The sequence below is a fragment of the Nocardiopsis deserti genome, from assembly GCF_008638355.1.
In the GTDB taxonomy this organism is placed as follows: domain Bacteria; phylum Actinomycetota; class Actinomycetes; order Streptosporangiales; family Streptosporangiaceae; genus Nocardiopsis; species Nocardiopsis alborubida.
On sequence record NZ_VWVS01000021.1, the window covers coordinates 59,248 to 78,824 of the forward strand.

General features: G+C 76.2%; 16 protein-coding genes. 3 read left to right on the plus strand and 13 right to left on the minus strand.

Annotated elements, in window-relative coordinates; genetic code table 11:
- Positions 1-4: 4 nt before the first annotated feature.
- From FYW99_RS26070 to FYW99_RS26095, 6 genes are all read right to left on the minus strand, one after another.
- The gene (locus FYW99_RS26070) at positions 5-2,215 is read right to left on the minus strand and encodes a TIGR03986 family type III CRISPR-associated RAMP protein (protein WP_150254680.1); all 2,211 of its coding nucleotides are present in this window, start codon (positions 2,213-2,215) and stop codon (positions 5-7) included.
- Entirely contained in the window at positions 2,199-2,966 is a 768-nt protein-coding gene (locus tag FYW99_RS26075; protein WP_150254681.1) for a hypothetical protein, read from the minus strand. The genes FYW99_RS26070 and FYW99_RS26075 overlap by 17 nt, the downstream gene beginning before the upstream one ends.
- The gene (locus FYW99_RS26080) at positions 2,963-4,588 is read right to left on the minus strand and encodes an RAMP superfamily CRISPR-associated protein (protein WP_150254682.1); all 1,626 of its coding nucleotides are present in this window, start codon (positions 4,586-4,588) and stop codon (positions 2,963-2,965) included. Before FYW99_RS26080 ends, FYW99_RS26075 begins: the two co-directional genes overlap by 4 nt.
- The gene (locus FYW99_RS26085; RefSeq protein ID WP_150254683.1) at positions 4,585-6,423 is read right to left on the minus strand and encodes a hypothetical protein; all 1,839 of its coding nucleotides are present in this window, start codon (positions 6,421-6,423) and stop codon (positions 4,585-4,587) included. Before FYW99_RS26085 ends, FYW99_RS26080 begins: the two co-directional genes overlap by 4 nt.
- Positions 6,424-6,559: 136 nt before the next feature.
- On the minus strand, positions 6,560-7,243 hold the full coding sequence (locus FYW99_RS26090) for a hypothetical protein (protein WP_150254684.1): 684 nt from the start codon (positions 7,241-7,243) through the stop codon (positions 6,560-6,562).
- The gene (locus tag FYW99_RS26095; protein WP_223839580.1) at positions 7,240-9,297 is read right to left on the minus strand and encodes a thioesterase domain-containing protein; all 2,058 of its coding nucleotides are present in this window, start codon (positions 9,295-9,297) and stop codon (positions 7,240-7,242) included. The genes FYW99_RS26090 and FYW99_RS26095 overlap by 4 nt, the downstream gene beginning before the upstream one ends.
- A gap of 265 nt (positions 9,298-9,562) precedes the next feature.
- Here FYW99_RS26095 and FYW99_RS26100 point away from each other — a divergent pair, with 265 nt between their 5' ends.
- A complete protein-coding gene (locus tag FYW99_RS26100; RefSeq protein WP_150254685.1) occupies positions 9,563-9,742 on the plus strand; it encodes a hypothetical protein in 180 nt (59 codons plus the stop codon).
- 90 nt (positions 9,743-9,832) lie between these two features.
- Here the strand turns inward: FYW99_RS26100 and cas6 are convergent, their stop codons facing one another.
- Both cas6 and FYW99_RS26110 read right to left on the minus strand, forming a co-directional pair.
- Positions 9,833-10,792 carry a CRISPR system precrRNA processing endoribonuclease RAMP protein Cas6 gene (gene cas6 / locus FYW99_RS26105; RefSeq protein WP_150254686.1) on the minus strand — a complete coding sequence of 320 codons (960 nt, stop codon included), beginning with the start codon at positions 10,790-10,792 and terminating at the stop codon, positions 9,833-9,835.
- A 99-nt stretch (positions 10,793-10,891) separates the two neighbouring features.
- Positions 10,892-11,431, minus strand: a complete 540-nt coding sequence (locus FYW99_RS26110) for a DUF1697 domain-containing protein (protein WP_150254687.1) — start codon at positions 11,429-11,431, stop codon at positions 10,892-10,894.
- A 266-nt stretch (positions 11,432-11,697) separates the two neighbouring features.
- Between FYW99_RS26110 and FYW99_RS26115 the strand changes: the two genes are divergently transcribed.
- Positions 11,698-12,714: a hypothetical protein gene (locus tag FYW99_RS26115; protein WP_150254688.1), complete on the plus strand. Its 1,017-nt coding sequence runs from the start codon at positions 11,698-11,700 to the stop codon at positions 12,712-12,714.
- Positions 12,715-12,815: 101 nt separating this feature from the next.
- On the opposite strand, the gene FYW99_RS26120 is transcribed toward FYW99_RS26115, so the two are convergent.
- Complete coding sequence (locus tag FYW99_RS26120; protein ID WP_150254724.1) at positions 12,816-14,531, minus strand: solute symporter family protein; 1,716 nt, start codon at positions 14,529-14,531, stop codon at positions 12,816-12,818.
- A gap of 128 nt (positions 14,532-14,659) precedes the next feature.
- The gene (locus FYW99_RS26125; RefSeq protein WP_150254725.1) at positions 14,660-15,106 is read right to left on the minus strand and encodes a DUF485 domain-containing protein; all 447 of its coding nucleotides are present in this window, start codon (positions 15,104-15,106) and stop codon (positions 14,660-14,662) included.
- A 533-nt stretch (positions 15,107-15,639) separates the two neighbouring features.
- On the opposite strand from FYW99_RS26125, the gene FYW99_RS26130 reads away from it, so the two are divergent.
- Positions 15,640-15,936 (plus strand): Lsr2 family protein, encoded by a 297-nt coding sequence (locus tag FYW99_RS26130; protein ID WP_150254689.1) that lies wholly within the window; start codon positions 15,640-15,642, stop codon positions 15,934-15,936.
- 133 nt (positions 15,937-16,069) lie between these two features.
- On the opposite strand, the gene FYW99_RS26135 is transcribed toward FYW99_RS26130, so the two are convergent.
- The 3 genes from FYW99_RS26135 to FYW99_RS26145 all read right to left on the minus strand — a co-directional run bounded on the left by FYW99_RS26135 (position 16,070) and on the right by FYW99_RS26145 (position 19,518).
- A complete protein-coding gene (locus tag FYW99_RS26135; protein ID WP_223839582.1) occupies positions 16,070-16,660 on the minus strand; it encodes a GNAT family N-acetyltransferase in 591 nt (196 codons plus the stop codon).
- Positions 16,661-16,843: 183 nt separating this feature from the next.
- Positions 16,844-18,049, minus strand: coding sequence for an imidazolonepropionase (gene hutI / locus FYW99_RS26140; protein WP_150254691.1), 1,206 nt, complete (start codon positions 18,047-18,049; stop codon positions 16,844-16,846).
- Positions 18,046-19,518 carry a formimidoylglutamate deiminase gene (locus tag FYW99_RS26145; RefSeq protein ID WP_150254692.1) on the minus strand — a complete coding sequence of 491 codons (1,473 nt, stop codon included), beginning with the start codon at positions 19,516-19,518 and terminating at the stop codon, positions 18,046-18,048. The genes hutI and FYW99_RS26145 overlap by 4 nt, the downstream gene beginning before the upstream one ends.
- Positions 19,519-19,577 lie beyond the last annotated feature (59 nt).

Consider the following 19,577-nt stretch of genomic DNA (forward strand, 5'->3'; position numbering starts at 1 on the left):
GCGCTCATCCGGCGTCGCGGAACCGCTGGGTGAGCGGGGGCAGCACCGGGTACTCGGCGAACTCGCGCAGCGACATCACCGCGGTCGCCTCCCAGGGCAGGCGGCCGCGCCACCGGCTGGCCAGGCACACGTCCACCGCCTGGTCCACCTCCCGCCAGCGCTCCGGGGCGGGCTCACCCCGCAGGCGTCTGGCCGCCAGGGCGGCGCCGAACGCGTCCAGGAACCCCCGGACCCGTTCCTCCCCGGCGCGCACGACCCCGGCGCCCGGGTCCAGGGACAGCGCGCGGGCGCGCCGGTCCACCAGGTACAGCTCGGGGCGCAGGTGGACGCTGCCCATACCCAGCGACTTGCCCATACCGATCTTGTGCGCGTGTTCGGGGTCGGCGGGGTCGCCCCCGTCCACGGGGTTGTCCAGCAGCAGGGCGCGCAGCAGCGCACCGAGTTCGCCGTCGGTGAGGTTGGTGAAGGTGATGCGTGAGCGAAAGGTGAGGCCGTCACGGAGGGGAACGATGTCGCGCTGGGTGTCGCGGGGCGGTTCGGGCTGGGATCCCGGCGCCAGCACCGTCAGTCCCAGCTCCTCCTGGGTGCGGGCGTCGTAGCGCACCGGTCCGCCCGGGGCGGCGCGGTGCCGGTGCAGGTAGACCTTGTACCCGCCCAGGCGCACCAGGCCCTCGTGCGACCACGTGATGATGTCGGGCCGGTCCCCGGAGGCGGCGTCGGGCCCTTGGACCAGGTAGTTGGCGAAGCAGCCGCGCTGGGGGGAGAGCAGTTGCACGCGCAGGGCCGCGCCGTCGGGGTAGTCCGGATCGGGGTCGGTGCTCAGCGCGCTGCCGAAGGACACCCGGCCCTTGGACGCCCCCGCCTCGCCCGCGAAGGTGTCGGTGTCGCCGAACAGGGCGCGGCACACGTCCACCGTGCGGCCCGCCAGGGCGGCCCGGCCCGGGTCGCCGTGCTGGGGTCCCAGGACGGACGCGGGCAGGGCCCGGCGGACCGGGTTGTCGTCGCTGACGGCGATGCGGTAGCCGCCGGAGCGGCCGAAGGAGACCACCGACCCTGACGCGTCGAGGTCGAACCAGACCGGTTCGAGTCCGCGGCGGGGCAGGCCGCCGCCGCTGGCCCCGGCGACCGGTTCACGCACGGGGTCGGCCGCGCCCGTGCCCAGGGTGTCGGGGAAGGCGGCGCGCTGGTAGCCGGTGACCTGTTCGGCCGACTCGAACAGCTCCACCATGGCGTCCGGGACGCGCAGGCGTCCGCCCAGGTCGGCGGGCCGGGGGAAGAGGTAGGCGTTGCGGCGCTCGCCCGCGGCGACCCCGGTCAGGACCACCAGGGCCCGCAGCACCCCTCCCCGGCCCAGGTCGCGGGCGCCGTTGGCGCGGGCGCCGAGGTAGGCGCGGGCCTCCTCCTCGGTGGGTGCGACGGCGGCCACGCGCCGCTCCCCGGGCAGGTGGACGGCGTACACCCACCGGTACTGGAGGTGCCCGTGCTGTTCGTGGGTGGTGGGGACATAGGCGTTGCTCCTGGGCGGGTCGGGGAAGTCGTCGACGCCGAAGTCCCAGGTGCGCAGGCTCTCGCGCAGGACCGTGAAGGGCACCTTGAGGGCCTGGCCGGGCTCGCCGGACAGGGCGGTGGCGGGGACCTCGACCACGTACCAGCGCCCGTCGGGCGGCGAGTGGAACAGGAACCCCTGCTTGGTGCGCAGCCCGGACCGGCGCCTGCGGTAGTGGGAGTGCTGGTGGGCCATGACCCTGCGGGCGCGCGTGGACAGGGCGCTGTCGGCGCTGTCGGGGTCGATGCGCACGGGTGCGCGGAAGAACAGCATCGGGGTGTTGACCGGGCCGGTCTCGCCGCTGGTGAGCATGCGCACGGTGTTACGGACCAGGCCGCGCAGGGTCGGGCCGGGGACGGCGGGCAGGTGGCGGTCGCCGTGCGGGAAGCGGGTGGAGGCGTTCACGCGCCCGCGTTCGAGAGTCTGGCCGACGAAGGTGGGGGTGAGCGTGGTCAGGGTCAGGTCGATCCACCCCGAGTGGGTGCCCGCCATGGTGCGGTCGTGGCTGCGCAGCAGTGCGTCGGTGGGATGGTCGCCGTGCAGGTCGGCGGCGGGCATGGGGGTGTCGGCGATCCGGACCAGGCCGTAGGGCGCGGTGGCGTGGAACCGCCGCGCCCGCGGGCGCGGGGCGTCGCCGAACCGGGCGGCGATCTCACCGGGGTTCACCACGGCTTCCCCTCCCCCGGATCTCGTCGCCGGTGCCCACGTCGAACTCCGGTCCGGTCGGTTTGACCCCCGGGCGCATCCCGGTGAGCCGGTGGAAGGCCACGCCCACCGCACCGGTGGCGGGGTCCTGCGCCCAGTACTCGCGCACCGTCAGCCAGGTGCCCGTGCTCTCCAGAGCGGTCCCGCCGCCGGACGCGGGGCGGAGGCGGCCGGAGAAGTCGGTCCACGCCACCGGGAGCACCGCCTGTGTGCCGGAGGGCTCCCGCGTCACCGACAGGGGCACCTCCCCGTCCAGGGTGCGACTGTGGGAGGGGCCGTTCCAGCCCTGGAGGAGGAGGGAGCGGTCGCGCGGGCGCAACTCCTCCGGGAGGTCGCCGGGGGCGTCCGCGCTGATCCACCCGGCCTCGGCGCCCTCCCCGAGCCGGATCTGCGCGTGCGGGCCGAACACCAGGACCTCCAGGACCCGCCAGCGGTCGGCGTCGGGGCCGGGGGGTGGAGCCGACAGGTGGGCGGTGGGCGGCTGGTCCGAACGACGCCACCGCGGTCCCGGGCAGGCTCCGGTGACGCGGCCGTCGCCGAGTTCGGCGAGCAGCCACTGCGGCTGGCCCGGTGCGCCGGGGAGGTCCGGCGTCCCGGTGTCGAGCAGGCGGCAGCGGACGCCGCGGACGAAGACGTCGTCGAGGACTCCGTCGACCTGGGCGGCGGTCAAACGGCGCACGGCCAGGCCGTGCGGGCGAGGGGGTTCGTGGTTCACCTGGGCTCCTCCGTCGTGGCTTCGGGGGCGAGCGCGGCGTGCAGGGCGGCCAGCCAGCCGCGCGCGGTGGCCGCGTCGGCGCTGGCGGGTACGAACAGTGCGGTGACCAGGTCCACCGCGTCCGGCGGCCCTCCGCCCGCGGGGTGGGTGGCCAGGAGGGCGCGGGTCGCGGTCAGGCGCCCGTTCCCGCTTCCGGCGCCCGCTCCGAGGGTGTCGAAGGGTACCGTGGCCAGCTCCCGCACGAGGAGGGCGAGCAGGCCGCGGACCGCGTCGTCGGGCTCGCGCACGTCCAGGACCACCTCGGCGCTGCCGCCGCAGTGCAGGTCGGTGGTGAACAGGCGGCCGTCCACGGCGTCGCCGAAGAGGGAGTCCACGGTCAGCCGGGTGGTGGTCAGGGGCGCTCCGCCGGTGAGCACGGGGACGGTGCGCAGCCGGATCCGGGAGGGGCGCGGGAGGCCGCGGCGGTCGGTGTCGGCACCCCACCAGCGGTCGTGCCAGTTGCGCCATCGGCCCGGTCCTGCGCCCAGGTGTTCGGCCGCGTCCCGGACCAGTCGGCCGCCGACCCTCTTGAACAGGGCGAACAGCGCGGTGTCGCCGAGGACCGGGGCGGGGTGGACGGCGGCCTTGTCCGGGTCGGTGACGGCGGGGCGGTGGCGGTGCGCCCGGTCCACCTCGCCCAGGCGTTCGGGGACGGGGACGTCGCCGACCATGAGCAGGCCGGGCCTGGGTTCGCGCGGCGGCGGGGCGGTGGGGTCGGGCTGCTCGGCGACGGCCAGGGTCAGGTGGAGTTCGGCGCGGTGGCGGCGGTCCGGCCGGTGCGCGCGGGCGGTCGCGTGGGCGGCGGTGGCCCCGCGCCCGCAGGTGCGCAGGGCCTCGGTCAGGGCGGTGGCCAGGTCTGCGGGGGCGTCGGCGAGCGCGTCGGCGCCCTCCTCCCAGCGCCGGGCCCAGGAGCGCGCGTGGTAGGCGAACCAGCCGCGCTCGTCGGTGAGGTCGTGGCGGCGCGCCGCCCAGTGGGTGGCGCGGACGGCGCCGTAGCCGCGGCCGGTGCGCCCGCCCACGCGGATGCCGGGGCCGGAAACGCCGGGTCCGGAGAGTCCGTCGCAGGCCAGGAGCAGCAGGGTGAGCAGGCGGGCCTCGTCGGCCGGCGCGGGCACGTGCAGGCGCAGGTGCGCGGTGAGCACGGTGCCCGCGGGCAGGATCTCCCACCGCCACGTGCGGCCCGGCTGGACGGTGCCCGCGGCCGGGTCGACCCGGGTGCCGGTGCGGACCGCGACCGCGGTGTCGTCGGGGAGTTCGGCGCGGGCGTCGTCGACGTCCAGCGCGCTCGTGGCGGCTTCCTCCCCGTCCGGAGCGGCGTCGGACTCCGCCGAGCCCATGAGGGCGCGGACGCTCTCGGGGTCGCCCGTGCGTGCGGCGAGTTCATGGCGCAGCAGCCCGGCCAGGGTGGTGGCGCGCAGGCGGGGCGCGCCGGTGGCCGGGTCGCGGTCCACGTGCAGGTCCACGTCGCTTCCGGCGGCGTGGCGGGGCGTGGCCCGGGCCGCCCCGACATGGGTGTCGGAGAGCAGGCACAGCCGCAGGGTGATCTCCCACAGCAGCCCGGGCGGGCCTGGCCCGCCGCTCACCCGGGGCCTCCCCCACCAGGGCGTCCCCCGTCCTGCTCGGCGCGCGGCAGGCGGGCGGCCTCGGCCAGCCAGGAGGAGACCAGGACCAGGGCGAGGCGGGCGGCGGCACGGCGCTCCCAGTCGCGGGCGCGGAGGGACAGGCCCTGGCCGCCGGGGGGCAGGCCGTCGGGCAGGGAGAGGTCCACGGCGGCGACGGCCCGGGCGTAGGCGGGGCTGTGTACAGGGTCGGGCCGGTTGTCCCGCCACCAGGCCTCGGCTCCGCCGGACAGGCCTCCCAGCCAGGACCGGACGGTGACGGGGCGGTCGCGGCCCGGGCGGGCCAGGCGTGCCCGGTCCAGGGCGCGCACGGCCCGGTCGTGCAGGACCTTGTGGGCGCCTGTGGTGTCCGCGCTGCCCGTGTGGCCGGGGACGCGGCCGCAGACGGTGCGTTCGAGGGCGGCCAGGGCGTCCTCGGGAGTGGAGTGGGGATGGGTGACGACCTCGCGCAGGCGGCCCAACAGGCTGGGAGTGAGCGGAGCGAGCCAGCGGGCGGAGCCCCGGGCCAGGGCGCGGGCGTGGTCGCGGACGGGCTGGGTGGCGGCGTTCCACAGGAGCGCGTCGTACAGGGTGTGCAGCTGGCCGTCATCCTCCTGCGGGAAGGGCGCCATGGCGGGGACGGCGCGTCCGTCGGGGAGGGCGACGGTGCCCGGCGCGCGGCCCGCGAGGGGGGCGGCCAGCGGGGCGAGGGGTTCGGGGCCGGGAGGTGGCGGGGAGAGCAGGGTGAACTGGCCGTGGCCGTCCACGACCCGTTCGCCCAGGGGGTGCGCCTCCAGGTCGCGGACGCGCTCGGTGTCCAGGTCGCGGTCCAGGACCAGGCGGACCACCGCGCCGGGGCGGGCGGCCCAGCGCTGGGCCATGGGGCCGTGGTAGCCGCGGTGGTAGGCGCCGACGAGCCCGGCCTCGGCGTGGCTGGCGAGGACGCGCGCGCGGGCGCCGGGCAGGCGCCGGGCCAGGAGGTCGATTACTGCGGGCACCAGGTGCGCCGGGCGGTGCTGGCCGTCGTCCCCCACCAGCAGCGCCGGGGAGAGCAGGAGCAGGTCGAAGGGGGATCCGGCCGCCCAGGAGCGGGGGCCCGCGGGTTCGACGCGGTCGGGTGACAGGAGGCGTTCGGGGTCGACGGGGGCCACACGGACGCCGCCGTGGGCGCGGGTGCCGCCGGAGCCGAGGGTGAGGGTGCCGTCAGCCTCGGCGAGGAAGGCGGTGACGCGTTCGGCCAGCGCCCGCAGTGCCGTGTGGTCGGGGGCGCGCAGCTGCCATCTGGCCTCGAAGACCTGGCCGGGGTCGATGCTGGTGGTGAGGAAGGGGACGCCCCGGGGCGCGTCGCCGGTACGGGGGCGGCCGAGGTACTGCTCGGCGGTGGTGCGCACGGCGGCGCGCAGGGAGCGGTCGGGGGTGAGGGGGTCGCGGACCGCGCGGTAGGGCGTGTCCGGGTCGGTGGGCCCGAAGGCGTCGACGGTGGTGTCACCGTCCTTGCCCGGTGTGTACAGGTGGGCGGGGGCGGGATGGGCGACGGCGGCCCGTGCGGGGACGTGGTGGTGGAGGTCGGGGTCGGCCCCGGGTTCCAGGCGGGGGAGGGCGGGGGCGAAGCGGACCTGTTCGCCGCGGGCCACCCAGTCGTGGAGTTCGCGGTCGCGGCCCGCGCGCCGCAGCGCGGCGGCGAGCATGCCGCGCTGGGCGCGGCCGCTGACGGAGTGCTCGGAGTCCACGCGCAGCGGGTCGAAGGAGGTGCGTACGGCCAGGGTGTCGGTCAGGACGTAGCGCAGCGGAAGGTAGCCGCTCACCGCGAACTCGCTCATATGCCTCCCCCCGCGTCCCGGTGCGGTCCGGTGCCACGCCGTGACGTCCGTGGCGCCACCGGATCCGCGCCCGCGACGGTGTTCCCTGCCGGAGCGGCGGTGGGACCGGGCATCGCCGTGCCGGGGGAACGGAGTCTCATGGGGGTGTACCTTCCCGTTCCCGGCCTCCGTTCACGGGCCCGGCCAGGCGCAGGGTCACCGCGTGCGGGTCACTCCCCCCGGCCCCGGCCAGGCGCACGTCCACCCGGCCCCGGCCGCGTGTGCCCCTCGACCCGATGCGGGTGGTGGCCAGGCAGGCGCGGGCCAGCAGCCGCCAGTGCTCCTCCCCCGGAGGCGAGGACCAGGTCAGCGCGGCGGTGAGGGTCAGCCCCGGCAGGAGCGTCCGGTGCGTGCGCAGGCGGCCCGGCTCGGGCGCGCCGTCCGGGCCCACCGCGATGCCCGACTCCAGGGTCGTGTAGGCGCCGGTGACCGCGCGGCGCAGGGTGGAGCGCACCGGTTCGGCCCGACCGGCGAGCGCGCGGGCGACCGCGGCGCGCACCCCGTCGCCCAGGACGGCGTGGCCCACCCGCAGCATCCGGTCCGCTCCGTGTGAACTCCCCTGGCCGAAGACCTCGTCGCAGGCCTCGGCCAGGCCGGGCGCCACCGCCAGGGCGCTGACCGCTCCGGCGCGCAGCCGCGCGGCGAGGCGGTGTCGGGGCAGGTAGGGCAGACCGTGCTCGTCGGTGACCACGTCGGTGTCGGCGCCCGTGCCGTCCGCGCTGGCGCCGACGAACAGCGCCGGAGAGGCCAGGTGCACGGTGACGCGGTCCGGGCGGCTCACCGGGACGCGCCCTGCGGGCGGACCGCCCGGGCACGCGGGCCGTCGCTCCCCGCCCACCACTGGGGGCGGTGGGGTTCGAGGGCCGCCGCAAGCCCGGGGTCCAGGTGCAGGTCCATCACCTCGACCGCGTCGAGCAGACCGCCGGGCGTCCAACCGCGGGGCAGGTCGACGGGTCCGCCCGTCACGCGGGCGCGGCGGGCGAGTTCGGGCCCCGGGTCGGCCCCCGACTCCAGCAGGGGGACCAGCGCGGAGACCAGCCAGCCCCGCTGCCGGGTGTCCCCGTCGGCGAGCAGGCTGCCCGGAGCGGTCGCGGAGAGGTACCGGTCCAGGAAGCGGGCGAACCCGGTTCCGCTCAGGGGCAGGCAGGTCCGCGGCACGGGCGCCTGGCGGGCCCGCTCCAGGCGGCGCAGCACCCGCCCGACACCGTCGAGGCGCGTCGTCCAGGCCACGGCGTGCTCGTCACCGGCCCCGGGTTCGGCCTCGGCGACGTGAAGGCGGTGCTGCTTGGCGCGGCGGCACATCGCCTCGCACAGGTCGTAGCCCAGCGACAGCGGGGCGCCGACCGGCTGCACCGCCACGCCCACCCCGACCGTGGGCACGAACGTGGTGTGCGCCGTACCGTCCGGCGCGACGACGGTGCGGCCGCCGCCGGGGCGGTCGCCGTGGGCCTCGGCGAGCGCGCGGTGCAGCCCCACCCGGGGATCGCGGTCGTCACCGACGCGCACGGGGTCGGCGTCCAGCCAGTCGAGGGCGTAGCGCACCATGCTGAGGGCGAGCCGGGCGTCGCACAGCACGGTCAGGTCGTCTCCGGCGACCACGACGGGGCGGACCGGCAGGGCCACGGGTCCGGGCGGCTCGTGGTGCAGGGTGATCGGCGCGGCGGCGCCGGTCCCCGGAATGACGGGGCGCCGGCCGGGCCCGGCGTGGACGGTGGCCGCCACCGCGCGCACCAGGACGCGGGCCAGCCCCTCGGTGAGTCCGGCGACGCGGGTGGACAGGCGGCGCTGGGCGAAGGCGCCCGAACCCGGCACGGCCGGATCCCCCGCGCGTTCGCGGTACTCGCCCAGGAGTGCGCCCAAGCCGTTGACGTCGATGTGGACGACGGCGACACGGCTGAGGCCGCCGTGGTCACGGCCCAGGCGGTCCACCTCCATCGGCAGGGTCAGGTCGGGGGCTCCGGCGGCGGTGACGGCACCGGCCAGCCAGGCGGAGCTGTGGGCGCGGTGCCAGCGGCGGCCGATCCCCCGGGCCCGGGCGACGTCGGCGGCCACCCGCTCGTGCACGTCGGCGTGGTCGTCCTGGGCACGGCTGCTGTCCACCGACTCGGCTGGGCCGCCGCTGACCGAGCACACGGCGGTGATCCCGTACCCGTGGGCGGGGGTGTGCAGGGCCGACATGTGCCGCCGCGCCTCGCGCAGCCGCGCCGGGAGCAGGGCCAGCGCCTCGTCCACCCCCGCGGGGCGCCGTGTCGGACCGCCTCCGGACGATCGTGCGCCCCCCGGCGCGGCGCCCGCGGCCTCACGCGGATCCACGGCCCCCGTACGGTCCGCCCCGGGGACCGCCGTCGTGTCGGTGCTCTGCGCGCGGTCCGCCCCGGCGGCTGCCGTCGTGTCGGTGTGCTCCGCGGTGGCGGTCCCCGAACCCTGGGGCGCGTGTTCGGCCTCGGGGCCGTAGGCCACGTGCGCGACCACGGGGGTCAGGTCAGCGGCGCGGTCGCGCAGCCTGCGGGTGTAGCGGGCGGTGAAACCGCGCGCCGCGGCCGCGTCGGGGAAGACCGCGGTGAGCGCCCCTCCGGCGTCGCGCAGCACCACGCAGCCCGGCGGCACCAGGTCGGCGATCCCGTGCTCGGCGTCGGAGGTGTCGGTGAGCTCCGCGACGAGGGCCGCGCGCCCCACCGCGTCCAGGATGCGCCGCCCGCTGTACACGTAGGCCTGGATGCCGCGCAGGTCGACGCCGACCACCACACCGCTGGACGGTGTTCCCCCCGGCTCCGTCGGGGCACCGGGGGGCCGGTGCTGCTCGGGGGCGAAGGTCACCGTGTCGGGCTCCTCCATCGGCGGGACGTGCGGGGACGCGGCGCTACCGTGCGGCGCCTGCTGACCTCTCTCGGACGGTGCCGCACGGCACACACCGGTACCAAGCGATACCAGTCCGGGTCAGCGGGGTCCTCCCCCGCCCCTGCACGACGCGCCCGCCTCCGGGACGCGGCGCCCTCCGGCCGGGCGCGGCGGCCTCCTCCCCGTGGGCCCCTCACCCCGGGAGCGCGGCGCTGTCCGAGAGAGCTGAGTGCACGCCCGCCCCGGTACGGAAGGTTCCCCGATGGCCCCGCACACGCCCGAGACGATCGCGCCGCCAGGACGCGACGCGTCCGCCCCCGCCGCCGCGAGCGGCGCACCGCTCACCCCCCAGGACCTCGTGCCGCACCTGCGCGGCCTGGCCCGCGCCCTGCGCGACCGGGGTGCGGACCGGGCCGGGCGGGAGCGCGCCCCCTCACCGTGAGCGCACGCCGTCGGCTCCCGTCCCCGTCCACGGGACGGGAGCCGACGGCCGGGCCGGACACCGGTGCGGCACCGGCCCCGGTCAGGGGAATCAGTCGAACAGGGCGCCCCCGAACTCCTCGGTCTCGGCGACGGCGTGCGCCCGGGTCTCACCCACGCGCTGCGGGGCGCGCCGGGGCGCCCGGTGCGGGGTCCGCCGGGGGCGCTGGGCGGGCACCTGGGCGGACAGCTGGCCGCTGGTCACCGTGTCCACCCGCACGGAGCCGAAGCCCTGGGCGGTGTACTTGCCCACACCGGTCAGCTCCAGCAGTTCCAGGAGGGTGGCGAAGGCGTCGGCGTGGCGGCGCTCGCCCCCGGCCAGGTCCAGCCTCAGCCCGCCGTGCCAGCCGAGCACGGTGCGGTTGTCGGCGTGCTGGTGCTCGGCCAGCCGCACCTCCTCGCCGGGCAGGGGTTCGCGGCGTACCAGGGCCAGTCCGCCGAACACCAGCTCCAGCCAGGGCTCGGCCAGGGCGGACCGCGCGAACCGGGCCACCGCGCCCACGGCCCCGCTGCCGCCGACGATCCCGCCGCCCGAACGGTGCACGGCGCCGAAGAGGCGCCGCGGAGTGGGCCAGATGTGCGGAATGCGCTCACCCGCGGCGTCGCGGGTGGTCATGACGATGGGGGTCCGGCTGCGCACCGCGGCCGAGCGCACCGCGGACGGGCCGCGCGGCTCGGTGAGCATCTCGGTGTAGGTGCGCTCGAAGGTCCGGGTGACCGAGAGGGGCACCAATAGGTGGTCACCGATCCGCTGGGGGTCGCCGACCAGTTCCTCCGGCACCAGCGGGGGCGGGGCGTCATCGTCCAGCCAGGTGAGCGTCCAGTGGTGCAGCCGGTCGCCCAGGGGCGAGGGCCACCCGTTCATGGCCCACCGCTTGGCGGCCGTGTGCTCCTCCTGGGACTGGGGCCACCAGCGGTTGAGCAGTCCGTGGCAGTCCTCGGGCCGGATCGGCCGCGCCGTGTCCACCAGATCCCGCAGGATCACGGTCCACCGCATCGGCACGGGCACCACCCCTTCACTCGGTCGCGGCGGCGATCAGGTGCGCGCCGCCGAGGACTCCTCTCGGACAGTGCCGAGCCCTCGGGACACGCGCGGCCCCGGCCCCGTGGCTCAGGCCTCGGCCATCTCCAGCAGGCGCAACACGGTGCGCCAGTTGCGGCCGGTCACCGACCCGTCGACGTGTCGGGCCACGAGGTCGGGGAGCCTGGCGTGTCTGAGCCCCAGTTCGTGGTGGGTGTAGACCTGGCCGCCCACCACCGCCATGCGCTCGCGCGGGTGGGCGGACAGGTCGAGCGCGGCCAGTCCCGCGGCGTCCACGTCGCCGGAGCAGAACAGGACGAGGAACTTGGCCGGGTCGGGGACGGGGAGGGGGTTGGCCTCCACCGCGGCGCGCAACTGTCCGGCGGTGCGCACCACGGTCGGCACGTCGAGCCCGAGTTCAGCGTCGACGGCGCCTCGCACCCGCCGGGCCACGGCGTCGGGACTGGTCCCCTCGGCGGTGAACACCGCGTTGCCGCTCTGGAGGTGGGTGGCCACGTCGCCGTAGCCGAGCCTGGTGAGTAGGGAGCGCAGGTCGGCCATGGCGACGCGGCGGTGCGCGCCGAGATTGATTCCGCGCAGCAGCGCGACATACCTGGTCATGTCAGCCATTGTGCCGAGACGGAGAAGGGGCGCACAAGTGTTCGATCACGGTTGTGGACAACCCGCCGCGACGCTGCCGACGGCGGGCCCGCCCGTACCCGACCGCAGCGGACGCACCGGCCCCGCGCCACGGCCCCGCGGACGCGTCGGCCCCGCGGTCTCCGGCACGTCCCCGCGGACTCCGGCGGGCGCCGCGGGTGCGTACGCTGGCACGCGTAGGCGCGGCTCCCTGGCCGCCGCGCAGACGTGAACCGCACCACGACCCCGGAGACGCCGTGCCGCGCCTGAGCCACACCTTCGACATCACCGCAGTGGACAGGGAGGTGGTCGAGCGGATCGTCGCCGCCCTGCACGAGGTCGCCCGGAGCTGCCGTTTCGACGGCCGCGGCTGGCTGCTGACCCCTGACGCGCAGGCACAGGCCCGCCTCGAACAGCGGGCCGACGAACTCGGGCTGCTCGACGGCGAGGAGGCCCGGCGGCTGCGCGAGGAGCAACGCCGCGCCGCCGAGGATCTGCGCGGGGGCGGCGCCGACACACCCGCCGAGGCCGACGAGCTGGCCGTGGCGGCCAGCCAGCCCGCCCTCCAACTGCAAAGGGGGCGCCACCTCGCGCCCCGCAGCCACTACCTCATCGCCGAACTGTCCCCCGAGGGCGTCCCGCTCGACCCCGCCGACGACGAGGAGAAGGGCTGGAGCGGCACGGGTCTGACCCTCGTCTCCTGGGACGAGGCGGGCACCACCTCCGCCGAGTTCGCCATGCCCGACACCGTCGGCACGCAGGAGGACCCCGTGACGTGGGGGACCTTCACCCACGACGCCCCCGCCGGACTGCTCACCTGGAAAGCACGGGTGCGGCTGCCCGGACGCGGCGCCTGGCTGCGGTCGGCCGAGGGCACCCTGGAGGTGGACACGGGCGCCTGGTACGAGGCCGCCGCGCGGGGCCGGGACACTCCCCCCGCCCGGGTGCGGGCCACGCACTCCCTGGCCGAGGTCACCGCCTGGCTGTCCCCCTCCGTCTCCGCCGACGGCCGCTGGGCGGTGGAGGCCGTGCTCGACGTGCGCGGCCGCGGCGTGTTCCGCCCGGTGGTGGCGGCGGCCTTCTGGGCGTTCACCGCCTCCTTCCGCAGGGAGGACAGGCGCAAAACCCGGCAGGGGGGCGGGGAGCCGACCACGCGGGAGCTCCTGGACCGGACCGCCCGTGACTGGGACCGCGTCGCCCGCAACGCGCCCCGGATCCCGGAGCTGCTGCACGAGGCGGCCCGGGCCCTGGCCGAGGCGCCCGACAGGGACTGACTCCCCCCGGCTCCCTCACCCGGGTCCCTCACTCCGGCCCCGCCTCTCCGGCCCGGCCACCGGGCCCGTCCACCCGGACCCCCTCGCCCCGGAGCCGCCGTTCAGTCCCGCTCGGCGCCCCACCCGGTCAGGGAGCGCACCCGCAGCTCGGTGAAGCGCGCGGTGTCGCGCTCCGGCGAGAGCAGGCTGCCCACGACCGCGCACGCGAAGCCGAACGGCACCGCCAGCATCGCCGGGTTCTCCATCGGGAAGAGCTGGATGTCGATCCAGGCGGGCAGTACCGACAGGTTCTCCCCCGTGACGGGGTCGGTCCTGCCCGACATCACAGGGGACAGCAGCATGAGCAGCAGGGTGGCGGACAGACCGCCGTAGACGCCCCACTCCACGCCCCTGGTGTTGAAGCGGCGCCAGAACATGGTGAGCACGATGACCGGCAGGTTGGCCGCGGCCGCGATGGCGAAGGCCAGCCCCACGAGGAAGGCCACGTTCATGTCCTGGGCCCGCACGGCCAGCACGATGGCCACGGCGCCGACCAGGCAGGCGGAGAGACGCGCCACACCCACCTCCTGCGACTCCCGGGGCCTGCCCCACATGAGGACGTGGCCGAACAGGTCGTGCGCGATCGAGGAGGACGAGGCCAGGGTGAGGCTGGCGATGACGGCGAGGATGGTGGCCAGCGCGACCGCCGAGATCAGCGCGAGCAGCACGGCCGCGCCCGCCGGACCGGCGGTCAGCCGTCCCACCTCCTCGGCGAGCATCGGCACCGCGGTGTTGCCCGAGGGGTCCATGGCCGCGATGCGTTCGGAGCCGACCAGCGCCGCGGCGCCGAAGCCCAGGGCCAGCGTCATGAGGTAGAAGGCTCCGACCATGACGATCGTGCGGTTGACCGACGAGCGCGCCGCCCGGCCGTCGGGCACGGTGTAGAAGCGGATGAGGATGTGCGGCAGCGCCACCGTGCCCAGCACCAGGGCCAGCCCGAGGCTGATGAGGTCGAGCTTGTTGAACAGGGTCCGGGCGGGGTCGCCCGGCACCTCCACCCCGAAGCGCAGCCCCGGTTCCAGGAAGGCCTGTCCGTGCCCGCTGGCCTCGGCGGCCCCGCCGAGCAGGGCGCGCGGGTCGAAGGAGAACAGGGCCAGCACCAGGGCGGTGAGCAGCCCGGTGGCGGCCAGCAGCGCGACCGCCTTGATGATCTGGAGCCAGGTGGCCGCCTTCATTCCGCCGTACATGACGTAGACGATCATGAGCACGCCCACGAGCACGATCGCGCCGGTGCGGGCCTGCTCGGCGCTCATCCCCAGGAAGGTCCCTCCGTCGTGCAGGCCGAGCAGGACCGCGACCAGGGCTCCGGCACCGACCATCTGCGCGACCAGGTAGAACACGCACACGGTGACGGTGGAGACGGTGCAGGCCAGGCGCACCCGCATCCGGCGCATGCGGAAGGCGGGCAGGTCGGCCATGGTGAAGCGGCCGGTGTTGCGCACCAGCTGGGCCATCGGCAGCACCAGCAGCCAGGCCACCAGGAAGCCGATGGAGTAGAGGAAGCCGTCGTAGCCCTGGAGGGAGATCATTCCGGCGATGCCCAGGAAGGAGGCCGCGGACAGGTAGTCGCCGGTCAGGGCGAGCCCGTTCTGGGCGCTGGAGAAGCCGCGCCCGCCCGCGTAGAAGTCGACCGCTCCCCGGGTGGTGCGCCTGGCGCGGACCGTGATGGCGAGGGTGACCAGGACGAACAGGGCGCACAGACCCACCGTCCAGGCGTGCGCGACGCCGAACTGGCCCCCCAGCGCGCTGCCCAGGACGTCCAGGGGGCCGGCGGTCACGGCCGGGGCGGTGGACGCGGCCGGTCCGGCGGCCCCGGGCGGTTCCGTGACCGCCGCCACCCCGGCGAGCACCGGGGAGGTGCCGTCCCCCGTGACGGCACCTCCCGCGGCTGCCGCTGCGGCGGCGCTCACCGGCCCGCCGCCGTCCCGTCGGCGGCCTCCTCACCGCGGGCCTCCTCACGGATCTCCCGCGCGAGGGGATCCAGGAAGCGCTCGGAGAAACGGCCGAACGCCCAGGCGAGGGCGAACACCCACAGGAACTGCCCGATTCCCATGGCCAGCGCCACGTTCACCGAATCCGTGAGCGGCCTGCTCATGAAATCGCGGGCGTAGGCGGAGAGCAGAAGATAGGTCAGGTAACTGACCAGGAATGCCGATACCAGCAGCCCCGACTGGAACGCGAACCGCCTTCGGAGTTTCACGAAACGCGGGTCGACCGACACGCGCTCGCAGGCGCGCGTGCGTTCGGCCCGCGCGCGCCGGCGCTCCGCCGCGGACCGGGTTCCCCCCGGTCGCGGCCCCTCCCCCCGGACGCCGACACGCCCTCTGTGGACACCCTCCATGTACTCGACCACGGCACTCCCCCTGATCCCTCTCTCCGGACGCCGCTCCCCCACGGCGTCCGCCGTTCCCCGTGGGCGCGGCGCGGGCGCCGCCACGGGTCCGTCCGGATGGAACGGCCGAACTCGGCGCTTTCCCCCGGATGGGGCAATACCCTAGCGATGCGCCCGGCGCCGTGTTCGCCAAACGCACAAATCGGTTCTCGACAATGGCGCGGAAGCGGTTCGGGAAACAGACAAAGAACCGGAAGACAAACACCCAGTGCCATAACGGCCACTCGATCGCGGACCCCGCTTCGCCGTGCGCACCGCGGGACGCGCGCGCACCGGCGTCCGCGGACGCGGACGCCGCACCCGCGCGGACCCCCTGGTCACCCCGGGCACGCCCGCCGGAGGCGGGCGCACGCGCCCCCGAAACTTCGCTAGGCTTCGGGGCGACCCCGAACCCGTGACGGCACATCCGGCATGCAGCCGGTTTGCGCTTTCGTACAGGTGTATGATTAATGGGGTCCGCTCTGTTCACGCGATACCGAAGGGAAATCCCCGCCGTGGTCACCGAGGTCTTCACGCTCAAGTACTGCGATCCCCACGCCGTCAGCGAGGAGAAGGTCGAGGCGACTGAGGTCATCCAGTTCGCCTGGGAGGGTGTCGTCCGCGAGGTCGACGCGTGCGCCGACTGCTTCAAGGAGCACGAGGCCCGTCTGGAGCCCCTCGTCGACTACTCGCGTCCGGTGAAGAAGCGCCGCGTCACCAAGAAGGCCGCGTCCTCCTCGTCCTCCTCGTCCTCCGCGTCCGCTGAGGGCTCCGACGACTCCGACGACTCCGCGGACGGCGAGTCGAACTAGCCCGCGTCCCCGGGCGCGGACCGCCGCTCCCGGGAACGGCCTCATCGCGTCAACCGCGAGCGGGGGCCGACGACACCCCCCAGTGATCGTCGGCCCCCGCGTCTGTGTGCGGCTCCGGGCTGGAGCCGCGTGCTCAGTCCTGGCCTGCGAGCCGCGCGGGTCGCCCGCCGCTCCGGGCGCGGACGCACCGGAGCGCCCCGGCCACCGGCAGCCGGGCGTGCACGTACGGCCCGCCCTGCCCCTGCAGGCGCACGGACGCCCCCATGCGCCCCATGACGCGCATCATTCCCCTGTTGGCCAGTGTGGTCTCCGCCCGTACCTCGGCCAGACCCCAGTCGGCGGCCACGTCCGTCAGCACGCGGGCCAGGGCGGTGCCCACCCCGCGCCGCTGCCAGGCGTCCTCCACCAGGAAGGCGATCTCGCCCACGCCCGGGTCGGGGGTGTACATCAGGTGTCCGAGGGCGACGGGGTCCTGTTCGCCCAGCGGGCGCACCGCCAGGGTCAGGCCGCGCCCGGGGTCGCAGAACACCCGGAGCACGCGCGGGCTCGGTTGGCTCATGCCGGTGAGGTAGCGGCTGCGCACGGTCTCGGCGGAGCAGCGCCGGTGCAGCTCGCCCAGCGCGGGCGCGTCGGCCTCGTGCACCTGGCGCAGGGAGAGGTCCGCTCCCCCGGCGGTGCGCACGGTCCGGTCCTCGACCGCCGTCCTGACACGCCGCAGGCTCACCGCGGACCTCCTCGGGGGGAGTGGGAGTGGTGCCCCCGCCGCCGCGGAACGACGCTGTACCGCGGCGGCGGACACGCACCGACGTGACTCCAGGTTCGGTGCCGCGGGTTTCGGGGAGGTTAGCCGCTCGTTGAGTTCGCGAGGACGTTGGATGGCCCGCTCGTCACACCGCGCCCCTCCCGCTCAGGGGCGCCCCGAGACGAGCTCCCCGTCCTTCCAGACCGCCGCGACCTGGGGGACCCCGGGCCGGTAGGCGAGGTAGAGGTGGTTGGGCGCGTCCAGCAGGACCAGGTCGGCGCGCGCGCCGGGGGCCAGGTGGCCGACGTCGGTGCGTCGCAGGGCCCGCGCTCCCCCCGCGGTGGCCGCCCACACCGCCTCGTCGGGGGTCATGCCCATGTCGCGGACCGCGACCGCGACGCAGAAGGCCAGGCTGGAGGTGAAGCAGGAACCCGGGTTGCAGTCGCTGGCCAGGGCGACCAGGGCCCCGGCGTCCAGGAGCGCGCGGGCGTCCGGGTAAGGCTGACGGGTGGAGAAGTCCACCCCGGGCAGCAGGGTGGCGACCGTGGGCTCGGGGCGCGCGGCCGCCTGGGCCAGGGCGTCAACGTCCCCGGGCTCCAGGTGCGTGCAGTGGTCGACCGAGGCGGCGCCCAGTTCGACCGCCAGGCGCACGCCCGGCCCCGGGCCCAGCTGGTTGCCGTGCACGCGGGGCAGCAGGCCGCGCGCCGCCCCGGCGGCCAGGACCCGGCGGGAGGCGTCCTCGTCGAAGGCTCCGCGCTCGCAGAAGACGTCGATCCACCGGGCGTGCGGCGCGCAGGCGTCCAGCATGGGGCCCGTGACCAGGTCGACGTAGCCCTGGGGGTCGTCGGCGTACTCGGGGGCGACCACGTGCGCGCCCAGGAAGGTGACCTCGTCGGTGACACGGGCGGCCACGGCAAGGCAGCGCTCCTCGTCGGCGACGGTGAGCCCGTAACCGGATTTGACCTCCAGGGTGGTGGTGCCCTGGGCGCGGGCCTCGCTCGTCAGGCGCCGGGCGCCCGCGAGCAGGTCGGCGTCGGAGGCCCCGCGCGTGGCGGCCACGGTGGTGCGGATCCCGCCCGCCGAGTAGGGCTGTCCGCTCATCCGGGCGGCGAACTCCCGGCTGCGGTCGCCAGCGAAGACGATGTGGGAGTGGCTGTCGACGAACCCGGGGATGATGCAGCGACCCGCGGCGTCGATCCGCGCGTCGGCGGCGGGCGCCTGGGAGCGCGGGCCCGACCAGGCCACCCGACCCTCCTCGACCACCAGGGCGGCGTCGCGGACCTCTCCCACGGCCCCCCTGCCGCGGGAGGGGTCGTTGGTGACCAGGGTGGCGATGTCGTCGATGACGATGCTCCGGGGCACGTCGCTCACGTGAGGACCTCCTTGATGGCCGTGTCGAGTTCGCGCGCGGTGTCGGGAACCAGGGTGTGGACGCCGTCGCGGACGATCCAGCGCCCGTCGGCCATCACGTGCCGCACGTCGGCGGCGGTGGCGGCGAAGACGACGGCGTCGGCGGCCCGGGCGGGGTCGGCCCCGGCCAGACGGGTTCCGTCCAGGGGAACGTTGACCAGGTCGGCCCGGGCCCCGAGGGCCAGGACACCGGCGTCGGGCGCCTCGCGCGAGGGTTCCCGTGGTTCTCCTCCACGAAGTACAGGACCTTCGGAATCGCCGGGGGACACTGAACGGGGAATCATGGACGGGACAAGGGCCCCGAGTTCGCGGGTCCAGCCCAGGCTGGCGTGCCCGTGCGCGGTGGCGGCGCGCAGCAGCTCCCCTGCGCCCAGGGTGCCGCGCCGGTGGGTGCGCAGGCGCTCGTGGAGTTCGACCGCCCTGGCCTCCTCGAACATGTCGGTCAGGGCGTGCTGGTCGGTGCCCAGGCTGAGCGGGGCGGGCAGCAGGTCGCCGGTGCGCGGCAGGCCGTCGGCCAGGTCGCGCTCGGTCGTGGGACACAGGCACACCGTGGACCCCGCCGCGCGGACGGCCGCGACGTCGGCGTCGCTCAGGTGGGTGGCGTGCACCAGGCTCGTGCGCGCGGTGAGCGCGCCCGCGTCGGCGAGCACGGCCGCGGGGGTGCGGCCGTAGGCGGCCAGGCAGGCGGCGTTCTCGGCGGGCTGCTCGGAGAGGTGCACGTGCAGTGGGAGGTCGCGCCCGGCGGCGAACGCGGCGAGGCCGGGGAGGGACCCGGCGGGGACCGCGCGCACCGAGTGGGCGGCCGCTCCCGTGCGCGCGTGACCGCCCTCGGGGCCGAACGCGGCGGCGCGCTCGGCCCACCCGTCCACGTCCCCGTCGCCGAACCGCAGCTGGGGACCGGCCAGCGGTTGGTGGACGCCGCGCCCGTCCAGCCCGCCGGACAGGTAGCACACGTCCAGCAGGGTGATCCGGATCCCCGCGTCGGCCGCCGCGGACGCCAGGGCGTGGCCCATGGCGTTGGGGTCGGCGTAGCGGGCTCCGCCGGGGGCGTGGTGCAGGTAGTGGAACTCGCCCACGCAGGTGATCCCGGCCAGGGCCATCTCGGCGTAGACCGCCCGGGCGAGGCGGTGGTAGGTGTCGGGCTCCAGTCGCTCCGCCACGCGGTACATGGTCTCGCGCCAGGTCCAGAAGGATCCGCCACCGGCGTGGGTGCGTCCCCGCAGCGCCCGGTGGAAGGCGTGGGAGTGGGCGTTGGCGAGCCCGGGCAGGGTGAGGCCGGAAAGGGTCTCGGCGTCCCCGGGGCGTCGCGTTCCGGCCGTCACCGAGGTGATCCGGCCGTCGGCCACCTCCACGAGCACGCCGTGCTCGGGGGCGCCGTCCTCGGCGCCGGTCCACGCCCACTCGCACCACAGGCGGCGCACTCCCGGCACCGCCGCGCGCCCACGCGCCCGGACCTTCGAGCGGGGCGGGGCGTCCTTCGCGCACGTGC